Origin of the sequence: Vibrio sp. LB10LO1, from assembly GCF_010092875.1 — a bacterium.
In the GTDB taxonomy this organism is placed as follows: Bacteria; Pseudomonadota; Gammaproteobacteria; order Enterobacterales; family Vibrionaceae; genus Vibrio; species Vibrio campbellii.
In genome coordinates, this window is record NZ_JAADJW010000013.1 from 63,047 (window position 1) to 79,035 (window position 15,989).

12 protein-coding genes are annotated in these 15,989 nt (G+C 44.4%); 7 read left to right on the forward strand and 5 right to left on the reverse strand.

Annotated elements, in window-relative coordinates; all coding sequences use genetic code 11:
* Positions 1-278 precede the first annotated feature (278 nt).
* Positions 279-713, reverse strand: a complete 435-nt coding sequence (locus GXP65_RS11660; protein ID WP_162092872.1) for an N-acetyltransferase — start codon at positions 711-713, stop codon at positions 279-281.
* Positions 714-1,308: 595 nt separating this feature from the next.
* Here GXP65_RS11660 and GXP65_RS11665 point away from each other — a divergent pair.
* The 6 genes from GXP65_RS11665 (at position 1,309) to GXP65_RS11690 (ending at position 10,178) form a co-directional block, all read left to right on the forward strand.
* Positions 1,309-3,282, forward strand: coding sequence for an EAL domain-containing protein (locus GXP65_RS11665; protein ID WP_346265904.1), 1,974 nt, complete (start codon positions 1,309-1,311; stop codon positions 3,280-3,282).
* Between the two features lie 232 nt (positions 3,283-3,514).
* Positions 3,515-4,771, forward strand: coding sequence for an aromatic amino acid transport family protein (locus tag GXP65_RS11670; RefSeq protein ID WP_162092874.1), 1,257 nt, complete (start codon positions 3,515-3,517; stop codon positions 4,769-4,771).
* Between the two features lie 793 nt (positions 4,772-5,564).
* Complete coding sequence (locus GXP65_RS11675; RefSeq protein ID WP_205455508.1) at positions 5,565-7,340, forward strand: tetratricopeptide repeat-containing diguanylate cyclase; 1,776 nt, start codon at positions 5,565-5,567, stop codon at positions 7,338-7,340.
* 9 nt (positions 7,341-7,349) lie between these two features.
* Complete coding sequence (locus GXP65_RS11680; protein ID WP_162092876.1) at positions 7,350-7,685, forward strand: hypothetical protein; 336 nt, start codon at positions 7,350-7,352, stop codon at positions 7,683-7,685.
* Positions 7,686-7,940: 255 nt separating this feature from the next.
* Complete coding sequence (locus tag GXP65_RS11685; protein WP_162092877.1) at positions 7,941-9,719, forward strand: S8 family peptidase; 1,779 nt, start codon at positions 7,941-7,943, stop codon at positions 9,717-9,719.
* 12 nt (positions 9,720-9,731) lie between these two features.
* Entirely contained in the window at positions 9,732-10,178 is a 447-nt protein-coding gene (locus tag GXP65_RS11690; RefSeq protein WP_045420611.1) for a hypothetical protein, read from the forward strand.
* A 107-nt stretch (positions 10,179-10,285) separates the two neighbouring features.
* Here GXP65_RS11690 and GXP65_RS11695 read toward each other — a convergent pair whose 3' ends face one another.
* The 4 genes from GXP65_RS11695 to GXP65_RS11710 all read right to left on the reverse strand — a co-directional run bounded on the left by GXP65_RS11695 (position 10,286) and on the right by GXP65_RS11710 (position 14,649).
* Positions 10,286-11,575, reverse strand: a complete 1,290-nt coding sequence (locus GXP65_RS11695; protein ID WP_162092878.1) for an alkaline phosphatase — start codon at positions 11,573-11,575, stop codon at positions 10,286-10,288.
* A gap of 132 nt (positions 11,576-11,707) precedes the next feature.
* A complete protein-coding gene (locus GXP65_RS11700; RefSeq protein ID WP_005431475.1) occupies positions 11,708-12,637 on the reverse strand; it encodes an SRPBCC family protein in 930 nt (309 codons plus the stop codon).
* A gap of 130 nt (positions 12,638-12,767) precedes the next feature.
* Positions 12,768-14,009 carry a HAMP domain-containing sensor histidine kinase gene (locus GXP65_RS11705; protein WP_162092879.1) on the reverse strand — a complete coding sequence of 414 codons (1,242 nt, stop codon included), beginning with the start codon at positions 14,007-14,009 and terminating at the stop codon, positions 12,768-12,770.
* Complete coding sequence (locus tag GXP65_RS11710; protein ID WP_162092880.1) at positions 13,981-14,649, reverse strand: response regulator transcription factor; 669 nt, start codon at positions 14,647-14,649, stop codon at positions 13,981-13,983. Before GXP65_RS11710 ends, GXP65_RS11705 begins: the two co-directional genes overlap by 29 nt.
* Positions 14,650-14,738: 89 nt before the next feature.
* Here GXP65_RS11710 and GXP65_RS11715 point away from each other — a divergent pair, with 89 nt between their 5' ends.
* On the forward strand, positions 14,739-15,920 hold the full coding sequence (locus tag GXP65_RS11715; protein WP_162092881.1) for a DUF5666 domain-containing protein: 1,182 nt from the start codon (positions 14,739-14,741) through the stop codon (positions 15,918-15,920).
* Positions 15,921-15,989 lie beyond the last annotated feature (69 nt).

The following is a 15,989-nucleotide window of genomic DNA, read 5'->3' on the forward strand; positions in this document are numbered from 1 at the left end:
TTCTTTCCTTAGAATGACGAGCTACAAGCGAAAAAAAACCTCTCCCGAAACGAGAGAGGCTGCATTGCCTATAAAAGCTCAAAAAAGTAATACCCTATCCGCTTAACCGCCTGCTAAGGGAAAGCGGCGCATCGAGTTAACGATGAACATAATCTAAGTTGCAAACCCGATGCCAATTTCATATTAATCTATATTTCAATAACTTAACAAAACCAGCTTTAACTTTATAATTGGCAATGCACTGATTAGGTGCGAGTTTGAATCACAGAAGTGCAAGATTAATGGGCTAGTGCCATGACTAGTCTCGGTTCTCCATCACCGAAATAATCTTCTTCTTTTTCCAGAACCTTAAAGCCTAGCGAAGTGTACAACTTGCACGCAGGCACATTGTTCGGGTCGACAGTCAGTTTGACAACAGAACCCGCGCTGGCTTTAGTTAGAACCGCTTGTACAAGTAAACGTGCAATCCCTTTGCCTCTATGTTGGCTATCAACCGCAAGTGACAAGATCCAATGTGTGTTTCGCTCATCGCTTGTCGCCATCAGTACATAACCCGTAATTTGATCTTCTTCTTTGGCAATCAACAAACCTTGCGGCCAGCAATCAAATGCTTGTCGAAAGAAAAAGTGAGGGTAAGCGTGATGACCAAACAATACGTGTTCAAGTGCGTGTACTAACGCCAAATCCTGTTTTCCTGCTGGGGTAATCTTCATTAAAACGGTTCCTTTTGAACTTAAGAAGCGGAATATAGTAGCGAAAAGCGATAAAACCTAATGATTTCATACCTTTCCTAGCAATCTGTTAGAATAATCACACTCAGTAGATTGGTAAGACCACTTCTCATTGATGAGAGGTAGTTTTGATTAATGGAACGTCGTACCAGTTTTTATTTGATTGTTGCTTGTTTTTTGTAGAATAATCGCCGCTCTCATAAGCAGAAACAATAACAACAATAAGGGCGAACTCGCCCACCATGAGCCATTGCGCTCCTTTAGCTAGGCGAATCATTATAAAAATGAGGCTCTCGCATTATTAGTGCAGAGACTTCAATTACGCTGTCATAATTAGAGTTGAATAATGTCGATGTCTGGACTCGAGCAAATCAGCCCTTTGCTCGATTATAAAAATAAAAAGTGGTGGCAGTTTTTAGGGACTCAGATCCTAATCTTTTGCGCAATACAAGTTAGCTATAGCCTCTCCAATTTCTATGTGATTGCGCAAGACCGCGTTCACGTGATCTCTTTTACGGCCGCTTTCGTTGTTGCAGTTACGCTCAGATACAATTTTAGGGTACTGCCCACGATCATCGTGAGCTTGCTGTTTTACTACACCATTTGCTCTGAACGCCCATTTGATATGGCGCTGATGTTCGCTCTGTTTCTTCCTGCGCTTCCATTATTGTTCTGCCAGCTCTATCGCTCGGCTTTGAAACATGTTGCGGCCTACAATTTTACTGTAAAGCTAAGCTATTTCGCTCTGTTTATCGGTATTCTTTACCCAATCGCCAATACGGCATTATTATTGTTAATCAGTGTGCTACTCGGCGGTAGCCCCAACTTTTCATTTGAATTTATCGCCTATTCGGTTTTAAGTGCGGTTCTGACACAGATGGTACTAACTCCCTTATTGAGTCTAGGGTTGAGTTACGTTCTCGATGGAGAAAATGCGCCATACCTAAAGCTCGACCGTGCAATGATGAACGCACACTCCAGTCCATTTCACTTTCGTATATGGGTGATGATTTGTGCATTATTCCTAGTCGGATGCATATCTACAAATAACCCACTCACACTGAACACGCTCAGTTTGATATTGCTCTGCTTGGTTGGTATGGGATTAGGTAAGTTTGGACTGATTCGCCCTATGTTAGTTGGTGCTGCAACATTGCTGATTTGTGTTTTTAGCATCATTAATCGTTTTAATGCCGAACTACTTTCACGTGAACAAGTTTATGCGATGCTTCTGGTGTTGTTCGTTCTCACCATGCTCACGTTTATGTTGGGCGCGCACACGATCAAAAACTATGTCACGACACGTAACGCCATTCGCAAAGAACGTATCGACAGCTTTACGGGTTTATATAATCTCGCCCAGCTAAAAGAGGATGTTGCCAAGCAAGCCAATGCAACCGTGATATATATCGACCTAGAACCAACGCTATCCAAACTCAACGGTCTAGGCCACCAAGGTAGGGCTCAGCTAATGAAACAGCTCAGCCAATATCTTGCCTCCAACACTGAGCATTTAAAACGCGCCTATTTACCTCCGTTTGCCAGCGGCTTGCTGTGTATCGCTCCGCGCCTACCTGATATGGACGCTGAGTTAGAAACCCTTATCGCTCTGTTAGATCGTTTTTACTTTTACTTTGATGATAAAGCGATAAGCTTGGTAAAACGTACCATACAGTGTGCTTCGGTTTACGGAGACAAAAGCCTAGATCCATTAATTTCTAAACTGTGCGAACAGCAAGGTCACGAACATCGCTGTGTGAACTGGATTACTCAGGATCAAGAGCAAAAAAATACACTTGATCAATTAAGTTTTATTCAGCAGTGTTTTCGCAAAAACGAGTTCGAGCTCTACTGCCAACCTTACCGCGCACTTAGTGAGGCACACCAAGCAGCGAACTTTGAGATACTTTTACGTCTTAGACCCTGCGAAGGTACGTTGATGTCACCGGGAGAGTTCTTTCCGCTGATTAACGAATTTGGTTTAGAACTTGAACTGGATAACTGGGTAATTGAGCACACCTTTCTCTCACTAAAAGCACAAATTCACGATTGGCGTTCAGTCGGTCGTTGCTCTATTAATCTAACGGCAAAAGCGCTCAACTCAGAAGGTTTGGCAGAGCAGATACAAACAAAAGCCACACTGCACGAAATTCCGATGAATAAGCTCTGCTTTGAGATCACAGAATCTGATGCCCTTTGTAATGAGCCGATCGCCATCCAGAACCTGAACTTACTACGCAAAGCGGGCTCAACTATCGCACTTGACGACTTCGGTACAGGGTACGCGAGCTTTGACTATTTACGTCGCCTTCCACTGGATGTACTAAAAGTGGATGGTTCTTTTGTCAAAGATATCGTTGCTAGTGAGAACGACAGAATTATCGTCCAAGCCATTAGCCAAGTAGCAAGGAGCATGAACCTCGTGACTGTTGCTGAATTTGTAGAGTCAGAAGCTCATATAGAGACATTAAGAGCATTAAATATCCAGTTTGCTCAAGGGTTTGGCGTTTCTAAACCGATTCCGCTCTCTGAACACCTTACAATGTTATAGAACAAAGCTTAACCGCAACATCTAAAACCATAAAATCATAAAATTTCGCGATATTATTTCAATTAATACACACCAAACTGAAACTATATATCGCTTTTTTCAAATTTTCATGGTTCGATAGTTTACACCACCGCCTTTTCACTAGCACGATTCACCACAAACTCAATGTGATAACAATCACTAAAACATATACCATCCGCGCGATTATTATTTTTATAAAAGCGAGTTTTAAGTGAAAGAATCTCGAGATACGTTAAATTTTAGTGAATTAAACACCACAAATACTTGGACAAAGCACGATACACACTGGCTATTAAGCTTGTTTGGTACTGCTGTTGGTGCAGGTATTCTATTTTTGCCGATTAACCTTGGTATTGGCGGCTTTTGGCCTCTAGTTGTCATGGCGTTTCTTGCATACCCAATGACTTACTTAGCTCACCGTGGTCTTGCCCGATTTGTCCTGTCCTCAAAGATCAAGAACGCTGATTTTACCGATGTGGTAGAAGAACACTTTGGCGCGAAAGCGGGTCGTTCAATTTCGCTACTGTACTTCCTCTCTATCTTCCCAATCCTACTAATCTATGGCGTTGGCATTACCAATACTGTCGACAGCTTTATGGTCAACCAAGCGGGTATGGAGCCATTACCGCGTGCTCTGCTGTCTGGCGTATTAGTGTTTAGCTTAATTGCTATCATGATGGCGGGTGAAAAAGTCATGCTGCGTGCCTTTGCCATCATGGTTTACCCGTTGGTGGCGATTCTGGCATTTCTATCATTCTACTTAATGCCAAACTGGAGCATGCCAGTAATGGACGCGCCAGAAATGTCGTCTTTTGCAAGCACCATGTGGCTGGCGATTCCTGTCGTCATTTTTTCTTTCAGCCACGCAGCAGCAATCTCAAGCTTTGCCAATGTTCAACGTCGTCACTATGGTGAGGCAGCGGATGCGAAGTCTGAGCTTATTTTACGTCGCACTAGCATCATGCTGATCGCTTTTGTGCTGTTGTTTGTCTTCTCTTGCGTGCTTGCGCTATCTCCGCAGCAGCTGGCAGAAGCAAAAGAGCAAAACGTATCTGTGTTGTCTTACTTAGCAAACGCTACGGACAATCCTTTTATTGCAACGTTAGGTCCACTTGTCGCATTTGTCGCGATCACCTCTTCTTTCCTTGGTCACTTCCTTGGTGCACGTGAAAGCTTGAATGGTTTGATCACTAAGCATTCTGATATGCCAAAGCAACGCGTAGATCGCATCAGTGTTGTTGTACTGTTTGTGTCTATTTGGATTGCTGCGATCATGAACCCTAGCATCTTGGGGATGATGGAAGCCCTGTCGGGACCTGTCATCGCAATGATCTTGTTCATTATGCCAATGCTAGCGGTATACAAAGTAAAAGGACTGCAGAAGTATCGTGGAAAAGCATCGACCTACTTTGTACTTATGACGGGAGTTATCGCAGTAAGTGCGTTGGTTTTTAGCTTGTTGAGTTAAGAATAGAGACTTAGATAGGATTTTCAGGGGAATACCTTATTTTTTGTTAAGGTAATTCCCTGAATTTTGCTATGTTTTCTTAGCAGTACTGATGAACTACCGTCTTATTACATAAGAGCGAAAACACCTGCGATCATAAGTACTGAAGCGATACAAGTACGACCGATAATACCAAAGCGAGAAGGTTGAATCATTTCGTTGTGCATAGGCAATCTCCTTTTTAGTTGGAACAGCCAGTTTTTCATGGCTTAATAACACTATGTCTAAAAAGATGTTTTTTCACAAGACATACCAATATTAAATATTTATGACAGCTAAATGAAATTTTAGAGATCGAAGGATTTTTTACGAGCTGTTACCCCATCGTTTATCCTCTTTATGAACAGAGTTACCTACTCATCTTTCCCCCTACTCTATTGTTAAGATTCTTATGGCAACAGCCTTTAACGAGAAAAGCTGAAAGACATCCGTCCAACCGGGTAATTTTGAGCATTTTGTGTTAAAAACGCCGGTATTTCAGTGGCCTATTTTCACTCATTGAACAGTTACTTTTAATGTACAGATAAAACAACTAAATCTGTGGTTATTCATAGATGAGAAATGATAGACTTCTTGCGTGTTTCACTTTGAAGAGTTCGCTTTTATCAACCGTCTAAAGCTTATACCGTTTAAAACGTTACGGTATCTATTTCCGATTGTGTTTGGCGCGATGTGTTCAACCAGCAGTTTCTCTGCAGACCACGCGAACAAAGAAAGTTACCTCAGACACCATATCTCGATAAAAGACGACCCGATGTTGGAATTTTATTTCGACTCTATCGGTAAGCCTCGCTCAATCAAATCAAGCGACTTCACATTACCCGCGGATGCGTCTCCGGATTCACAAGCACTTTATTACTTCGCACATATTTATCTTGAGCGTTACGAAGGCGTTCCAATTCCAGAGCTCCCTGACCTCGTTGAATTCGGCAAACAACATGATTTGCCTTGGGTGATTGCTGAAGCAAAGTTAAACCAAGCGGTCGAACTGATAGAAGCAGACGAAGTTTGGCAAGGCGAGCTTCTTCTGCACGATGTCATCAATATCTCTCGCCAGATTGGCTATAACTCTCTTCAAGGTCGAGCTTACCGCTGGCTTGGAAATGCAGAGGTTCAACGCGCTCAAGTACAAACCGGTTTAAAACATTATCGAACCGCTTATGATTTGCTTGAAGGATCTGAGTTTGAAATCCAGATTGCGATGACACTCAACAACATCGCCTCACTTTATATGGAACTGTCGGATTGGGATCGGGCAAAAACCTATCTCGACCAAGCGATTAACGGCTACTTAAACAGCGATAATAAGTATGACAACAGCTTGTTCCTTGCCATCATGTATGCGAACTTAAGTGTCATTAACTATGGCATGGAAAAGTACGAAGAATCAGAACGTTACTTTGAGCAAGCTGCCCAACTCTCCATGGCAACGGGCTCAGTCAGAATTAAGCATAACTCCGTTTCTAACTTATCCCAACTTCTTAGCACACTAGGTAAGATGGAAGAATCTTATCAACTTGCACAGGCATGTTTAGAACTTCCGAACCCGCAAAACTTAAAAGGCCTAAAAGCCGCCTGCCACGAAGCTTTTGCCGAAGCCTACCTTAAGGATGGGAAGTATGAGCAAGCAATTGAGAGTGCAAAAACTGCATTAGAAGGCCTAAGTGAAACGGCAAGTGCAGAGACTAAGCAGCAAATGGACCTGTATTTAGTACTCGTGCGCGCCAACCAAGAATTAAAACATTTTGAAAAAGCATTCGATAATTTGGGTCGTTTACGTAACTTAGAAAAAAGCTTTGATAGCCATGTTCATGGCGATGAGATGATCAATATCAAACTCGACTTAGAGGCGAAGCTGGCTCAGAAAGAATTGACCCTTCTCGAAGCGAAGAATGCGCTCCAAGCTTCTGAGCTTGAATCCCAACGCTACCGCGAAATCTTCTACTTCCTTATTGTTGCCGCTATCGGTTTTTGGCTTTTCCGTTACATTCGCCAAATGAACAAGATCAACGAAGAATTGGCGCAGCAAAATACCACTGACCCGCTAACGAAGGTACATAATCGTCGCTATCTGCCTAATTGGCTGGATCAAATGGCGCGTCGAAGCCCTGATCGTAAGTTCGCCCTTGCCGTTATTGATATTGACCACTTCAAAGCCTTCAATGACCAGTATGGCCATGACCTAGGCGATAAAATGCTGTTGCACGTTGCACGCGTCCTCGACGAGGCAACGCGCGCTGGCGACTTACTCGTCCGTTGGGGTGGCGAAGAGTTTGTGCTGCTGTTCGAAATTAGACACGCTGATGACTGTGCAAAAACGTTAGATCGTTTGAGACTTGCAGTTGAAAACAACAACCTTGAGGTTGACTCTGAATCGCTAGGCGCGACAATCTCACTCGGCGCAGTTAACGAGCTAAGTGCGCAAAGCATCAAACAGGAGTGGGATCAATGGTTCTTTGCCGCTGACCAAGCTCTGTACGATGCCAAACAATCTGGTCGAAACCAGTACCAAATTCACTCGACGTCATAGAAAAACACAATGAAAAAAACATGGATTCTCGCTGCACTGTCGCCCTTAGTATTGGCCGCGTGCAGCAATCAGCAAGCCGCGCAATTAGGAATGAGAAGCAGCAGTGTTAATGTGTACGCTCAGCAGATGAGCAACATGCAGTTATGTGAAACCCTGTATTACAACCGCGCATCAAATCAAACCCGCGTGGCAATTGGTGCCGAATTCAACCGTCGCGGTTTGAACAAGCGTTGGTGTGATAAGGAGTATAAGAAGTTTTATGTAGAAAAAGTGGTTGACGGTCTGCTGTCTCGTAAAGAACAAGCCCCTACAGAACCTGAGGCAACCATACAACCTGCCATATAAATCATCCCATTCCATAAAAAGCAGAAAAATTCTCTAGTTTTTCTGCTTTTTAAACATGCAATCTTTCCTGCAAATATCTAGATTCTAATGTGACTTCAAGCACTTATTGTCAAGAAAATGTCGTGCGTCGAAAAACAAAAGTAAATAAGATGTAAACAGTTTTCGTTTCCATTCTAAGCCGCTAGCTTTGTTTAGACCTGTTTAAAGGAGTATCGAACAGGGACAAAAATTCCAAACAAAGACATGAGGTCACAAATGGAAACACGCATTAATCGCCTATTCGCTGCAATGTTAGCAGTAGGCCTTTCACCTGCCGTCTCGGCTTATGATCCGCTCTACTCTGAGCAATGGCACCTAGACAACACAGGCCAAACTGCATTTGCAGCAAACCCTGCCGTTGCGGGTAATGACTTGAACACCAAACTGACACAAGCGATGGGCATTGCTGGTGTTGGTGTAAAAGTTGCCGTTATTGACTCTGGCGTACAGATCGATCACCCAGACCTTGCAGGTAACGTAGTCACAGGTAGTAGAAACTTCGTTGAAGACTCTTCATTCCCAGCCGATTACCCAGTTGATACAAATGGCCACGGTACCGCTGTTGCTGGCCTAATCAGTGCAGTTGGTAACAACGGTGAAGGCGTTCGCGGCGTAGCTTCTCGCTCTTCTCTAATGGGCTTTAACTGGCTCGCGAACCAAACACTGGAAGGTTGGTTGATTTCTCACGGCGTGGACGCTGCAACCAGCGATGTTCGCGTTTTCAACCAAAGTTATGGTTTTAGTCCAATCTACCCTATTCCATTCGATGAGAACGATCCGCAGTTCAAGCTTGAAATGGATGTAATGAAAGACGTCAGCGAAGGCAATGCTTGGGGTCGTGGTGCTGTCTTCGTAAAATCTGCTGGTAATGGTTACCGCTACTTCAACACTGGCCGTTTCTTCGTGCTTCCTAGCGACTTCTTCGCAGGCGGTGGCAATAAAGGCCTACCAATGCATAACGCAGCACAGTCTTACGACAATGCGAGTTACTACAACCTTGTAACCAGCGCACTTCGTGCTGACGGAACTCGCGCAAGCTACTCATCCGTTGGTGCTAACGTGTGGGTCGCAGCACCAGCAGGTGAATACGGTCAAGACTTCCCAGCAATGGTCACGACAGACCTAGTAGGCTGTGAAGAAGGTCAAAACACCAGTGCAGATTTAGGTATTAACGGTCTTCACGGCGGTACTGAGCAAGATCCGAACTGTAACTACACCAGCACAATGAATGGTACGTCTTCAGCGGCGCCAAACACTTCTGGTGCAATTGCGGCGATTATGTCAACCAACCATGCGCTGACCGCTCGTGATGTCCGTGCGTTACTAGCAGAAACAGCAAGCGTAACCGACAAAGACCACCCAGGTGTTCAACTTGAGTTCGTTAATAGCCAAGGAGACTTGGTAAGCTACGAAGCGATTTCACCATGGCAGACAAACGCAGCTGGCGTTGACTTCCATACCTTCTACGGTTTTGGCGCAGTCAACCTAGATGAAGCAATGAAACGTGCTCGTATGACAAACAAAGTTCTACCTGCACAAGTTATTACACCTTGGGCAAGCAATGGGACGGCAGTGAGTGTTCCAGACGCAAGCTTGGCGGGTGGTTCTTCAGCGATTGCTGTTACCGATGACATTACTGTTGAGTCAGTACAAGTGAAACTAACACTTGAACACTCGCGTCTACCAGATTTGGCAATTGAGCTGATTTCTCCATCAGGTACACGTTCAGTTCTGCAAACACCGCGTAATGGTCTTGTTGGCCAATCTCTTGATCCAACAGTAGCAGGTTATGAAAACCAGCTGATGCTTTCTAACCAATTCTACGGTGAAAACGCGAAAGGCGAATGGACATTACGAGCGATCGATACCAACGGCGATGAAGTGTTCTCATTCATTGCATATTTCAATTCTTCAGCTATCTATGATGTACCGATGGCTAACAACGCAAAACCAGGTGTTATCAAAAACTGGTCTATGCGTATCTTCGGTCACTAAGGAGTCATTCACATGAAATTTATGACATTTTCTATTCTGGCTCTATCGACAATGGCAGCGGCTGTACAAGCAGAGCAACAATTGGCTCAGCAGCCTACACCTGAACTGTTTGTCGCATCTGATGCCGTACAAATTAACGGCCAAGATTACCGTAAGCTTTCTGTTGATAGCCTTGCCGAAGCGGCAGAGCTACACGCTGGTGACGAGGTGTTTAAGAATGCGTTTAGTAACGTATCTAAAGCAACGGGCCTTATCTTTGTTACGGTGAAAAGCCCAGCCGATGCTAAGGCAGTAGCTAAAGAGCTCAAACTTGACGTCGTCTTTGCACAAGGTGAATCAGCCGTATTCAAAGCTGCGGAAGGTCAAGATCTACTGGGTATCAGCGATTACCTAAATGCTGACAGTCGCGTAAAAGCGTCTAAAATTGAACTAAACAGCGGTAAATACCGTGCACAATAATTCTCTAACAAGAGAAGTTGGCCTATAAAAAAATGCCTCAGCACATGCTGAGGCATTTTCTTTTCGCTTACGAGAAACGGACAGTTTAAATCTATGAAGTTGAGAGCCTACTGAATAAAACTGATTAACTTCTTCGCGATGTCAGTGTTATTTTGCGAACCAACAAACTTATCCGCACCTTGCCCATAAGCAAACACTTGGACGTCAACGGCAGTATGGCCTTTTGTCGTCCAACCGGTGTAGCTCTTCTCATTAATGATCGCTTTCACCTCCTTGTAGAGGGCTTTAGCTGGCTCTTCACTCAATTTAGCGTATGCCAGCTTTCGACCTTGCTCTTTAGATAATGGCCAATCGACCGACTCATTCCATGTCGCGATCATGTCGTGGGATTGCGCAAGAGACATCGCCAAAGGCCATGCCGTTTTGTGAACCCCCTTAATCACCTCAGTGTCCCACTGATACTGCCCATTCGCACCAATTGTTAAGCCGCCAGTTGAGTGATCAGCGGTGATCACCAATAAAGTATCAGGGTGAGCATCGACATACGCTTTAGCCAATTCAATTGACTTAGCAAAATCATTCATCTCCGCCATCGCACACGCAATATCGTTCGCATGCCCACACCAGTCGATCTGGCTACCTTCAATCATCACGAAGAAGCCATTGTCTTGACGTTGTAATAGAGAAAGCGCTTTGTTGGTCATCTCTTCTAGGCGAGTGGGGTTTTCATCTAGTGCGAACGGAAATGCCTTATCCGCGAACAAGCCTAAGGCGGGTAAAGTTTGTAGTGCAGGAAGCTGACCAAAGTCGGCAACGTATTGGTAGCCTTGCTGCTTGAACTCGTCAACTAAATTACGGTCTTCACGCTCGAAATAGCGAACACCACCGCCCAAGAGTAGATCGACTGGTAATTTCTCACCCACTTTATTGTCGATGTAATCATTGGCGATATCGTCATAGTTTCGGCGAGATTCATTATGAGCGGCAAAACTTGCAGGCGTTGCGTGGTTAATTTGCGATGTGGCCACCAAGCCTGTGGTCATGCCCTTCTCTTTCGCCATCTCTAACATCGTTTTGATCGGCTTCTTATCCGTATCCACCGCGATAGCACCATTGTAGCTTTTGATACCGGTACTCAGAGCGGTAGCACTTGCAGCACTGTCAGTAACGTAAGTCGCATCATCAGGATACGTCTTCGCCATACCAACCAAAATAGAATCAAAAACCGTCGGCTCTATTTCATCTGTGTTTGGATCATCATGATAATAGCGATAAGCGGTCGTAAAGGCTGGCCCCATGCCATCACCGATCATATAGATAATGCTCTTCGGCGCGTCACCTGCGTAAGAATGGGTAGCCAAGAGGCTCGCGGTAATTAGGGAGTATTTAAGTCTCATATCTCATCCATGACATAGTGCGATGGCACCATAAAGGCGCACATCAACTTGAGTATCGTTCTAATTTGTATGCCAATACTATCATGCACTTAGGATGAAACATGGCGTTGCTTCATAGTTTTACAACGCACATCATTTCTTGAACACAATCACCTCAGTCAACAAGTCTGCTTTGTCAGTGTCATTTGGGTTATTAAGGTAACGTTCGATGCCCAACGGTTTGGTCTTCACTTTGATGCCATTGTGCCGAGTAAGATTCATCGCATACGACCATGCATTCCCCAAAAATTGATACTCTCCCTTGTGTTCAATCACATAGGTGTCACTTTCAGGAATGGTTCCGGCAACAAACTCACCAGTCGCGACAACGCCAGCTTTGACAGGCAAACAAGTAATGAACTCAAAGTATCCTTGCTTCATGTCCATTGATAGGTAGTAGCAAAATAGCTCACCAGTGACAGGCAGGTTTTCTTGCTCTGCCATCTCATACAATCGCGCCACATGCGATTGCATCATGGGGCCAAGATCAGGAATCGTACCCGCACCGGATAATCCAATGTAGCTGACTTCATTTTGCTTTCGGGAACCCAAATCAGTCAGCAGGGATAACACTTGCCCTGTTTCCAACTGGCTTTTCAACATACGTAAGCCACGGTCATAATCCATTTCGATCATGGACTTAAACACGTTTTTAAGAAAAAACAAGAACCAAGGTACACGTGATTGCATTAGCCACTCGACGGTACAACCAGCTTGTGACGGCGTCACGATTAAAGTAACTTTCGCATGAGTTTTTAAAGGCCGAAAGAAGTGAAGTTCCATGTCCAATCGATGCTCTTGAGTACTTTCGAGAACCATAGCACCAGTACCAATTCGTTTTCCGTTCCATTGATAACCTGCCCCTACCACACCTTGCTCATCACTGTAAGTGAGTTCGCAGTCCGGCTCGAGAATGATCCACGGCGACCACTCAGGCCAACGAGTAAAGTCTTTTAGGTAGTTGATGATTTCACTTTGTGTTTTTTCTATCTCGATACTTCGATTGACCTGATATGAGAGCATAGCCACTCCTCTGAATTCACTTTGACTCTTTTGAGTCTAATCGATATCGAACTTATTTCTTGTTTCACTGGCAGTTAGATGCAAAAAAGCCAGAGTATGTTCTCTGGCTTTCAAAACATGCACACAAGGTTTAGGAATAAAAGTCGACCTTGGCAGTAAACCTCATACCATCATCATTGAGTTCAAACGACCAGCTCATGCGTTCACAAATACGTTCCACGATCACTAAGCCACATCCATAGCCGGCGTTGTAGGTCTCATTGCCATCGTGACGGTTCACTATGGTCAATTGAGTTCCATTAAGGACAATTTCGATATCTCCGATACTGTAACTGAATGCGTTCTTGATCAGGTTGTTGATCACGATCGTCACAAAGCTTTCAGGCGCATGCACCACACCGCTATTTAGCTCATCCAGTTTGTACTCTGCACCCTGTTTAGCAAATAGTGGTGCCAGTTCCGCTAATTGTTGATTCAAGCACCCTAGTAAAGCGTGATCCGCGTAATGTTGAGCTTCAACTTTCTCTTTGCCCAACAAGAGGAACGCTTCAGTTAACACTCGCATCTCTTCACAAGCCGTTTGCATGCGTCTCACCGCCTTTTGAGCCACCGGAGGCTGATCCGGCACGAGAGCTAAAATATCGGCAGAGCCTTTGATTACCATGATTGGCGTGCGTAACTCATGAGAGGCAAAGCGGCTAAACTCTTGTTCACGACGGAAGTAACCTGCAATCTCATTTTTGCTGTCGAGCAACGTCTGCTCAATATGGCGAGTCTCGCTGAACTTGGTATCAACATTAAACGTCGGTTGATCCGGGGGCATGTGACCAATTTTGTCTTCGATCTTAGCTAAAGGTCGAGACAAAATCCGTACCATGTATACGCCATACCCGACCATGATAATGGAGAACAAGCCCCCTAAGAAAAAGGTAAACTGATGCAACGAGCTTTCGTATTCATCCAAATAGTCGTCTGAGTCATCTTGGAAGACGATGTACATCAAACCTTTACCAGAAGGATGCTCAAACACCACGAAGTGCTTATCCTCTTCCCCTAAAAGATACTCGTAGAATCCAGGAAACTTAAACGACAACAACCAATCCGGCGTTGGCGCTTCACTCCAATAAGAATCAAACTCCAGCACATTGGGCAATGGTGCGTCCCACCCCTGTTTTTGGTAGTTTTCTTTATAAAGCTCAACTTCTGTGTCTAACCAATGGTGCAAGCTCAATACTTCAAGTTTGTTCTCAGCAACGTAGATCAACGACCAAAACAACGTAAACATCGCAAAGGTCATCAAGCCAAAACCCCAGCGGATCTTACGATATATGCTTGGGTATTCTTTATGCTTTGAGTCGGTAACCTTGTCCATGAATCGTCTCTAATCTGGAATCATCAAAACCCTTGTCGAGTGCCGTTCTTAAACCATAAATGTGGCTTCTCAGCGCATCACTTCCCGGCGGCTCATCACCCCACACGTTGTCAATCACTTCAGTACGAGAAACCGCTGAAGGAGCACGTTTCAATAATAGCTTCAGGATTTTGGTTTGAATGCGACTGAGCTTGATGTGTTTACCCATCCGAGTCACTTCATCAGTGCGGGCATCCAAGCTAATATCAGCAAACTTCAGCGTGCCGATGTCTTGTCTTGGGCCTCGATTAGCCAGCGCGTGAACTCTCAAGCTGAGCTCTTGCATCGCAAAAGGCTTCATCAAATAGTCATCGCCACCCGCATTAAAAGCAGCCACTTTGTCATCTAAGGTATCTTTGGCGGTTAAGAATAAAATTGGCGTTCCACATAAGAATTCTTGACGCAGTTTCTCAACCGTACTAATGCCATCGAGTTTTGGCATCATGATGTCCATAATGATGACATCATAATAATTTTCTTGAATTAAATTTAGCGCAGCCTCTCCATGGTAAGCGCAATCTATCGTCATCCCTTCCAGTTCTAGATAATCAGCAATAGTTTCTGAAACATTGTGATTATCATCGACAATTAATATTTTCATAAGCTCACGTTTCTTCACGAACACTTCACGATACGCGTCATAAGATACAACCAAATTCATAAATAAGCTTTCAAAAATAGGTCGATATCATGAAAAAATTAGCGCTTGTAGCGGCAGTGGGTTTGGCATTATCTGGTTGTGGCGGTTCTGGAGACGGTGGTAGTTCTTCACCTCAACCGGCGGCAAAACCAAGCTCTGCAATTGGTACGGTTGAATCAGTCAACGAAGCGAAAAGCACCATTACAGTAAACGGCTATACCTATCGTGTTTCTGAAGTCATGTATGGTTCAAAAGAAACGAATCTAGGTGCTGTTCAGCCAAATATGATGGTTCAAGTTGGTTCTGGAACAGAGAAATCGACAGAGGAACCAGTAGTCGTTACGCTAGAGCCAACCATGACTGGCACAGTGACGGCAATTGATCATGTAAGCAAAACCTTCACTGTTAACGGTGTCGAACTTCATTTTGAAGGTTTGAGTAATGAAATCGACCAAGGCGATTGGGTTATGGTGTCCTCACTACCAACCGCTGATGCTGGCTACAAAGTGCTATCCGTTGTGAAGTTTGACTTCGACTACAACGGTCCTGATGAAATCGAAGGCCGTATCTCAAGCATTGATGCAAATAACAGCACCTTCAAACTGGGTGCAAACACGACCGTTTCTTACGACCGTGTTGATGGCTTAGAAGTTGGTCAATGGGTTGAAGCTGAAGGCTCAATGCAAGGCGACCTGTTTGTAGCAACCGAAGTAGAAGTTGAAAACTATGACAGCCTTGTTGGCGATAATGATGTGGAAGGCATCGTAACATGGGTTGCGAACGATTACAGCCAATTCTCATTAAACTACCGTGGTAACTTCGCTGTCGATAACGCAACACGCTTTGAAGATGGTACCAAAGCAGATCTTAAACAAGGCCAAGAAGTTGAAGTGACATCAGTAATGAAAAATGGTGTTCGCACAGCGACAAACGTTGAAATCGACGGCCCTGATTTTGATGGCGACCACGACAGCAACTGGCAAGGTAAAGAGTTTGAATGTGAAGGTGTGGTATCCAACTACGATGTCAACACTGAGACTTTCCAAGTAACGCGTTGTGAGAATGACGCTGACCAAACTATGTCGAACAACACGGTTGTGATTGACGCTCAAACTCGTTTCGAAGGTTTAAGTCAACACAACCTAAATGGTTCTCGAGTTGAAGTGGAAGGTGTGATCATCAACAACCAAAACATCGCGCGTGAAGTGGAAGCAGAAGGCCACGACGACTAACGCAATGTAAATACACGCAAATATTTAAGAAGCATCACAGTTTGGTGCTTCTTTTCCTTCCGTATCGAC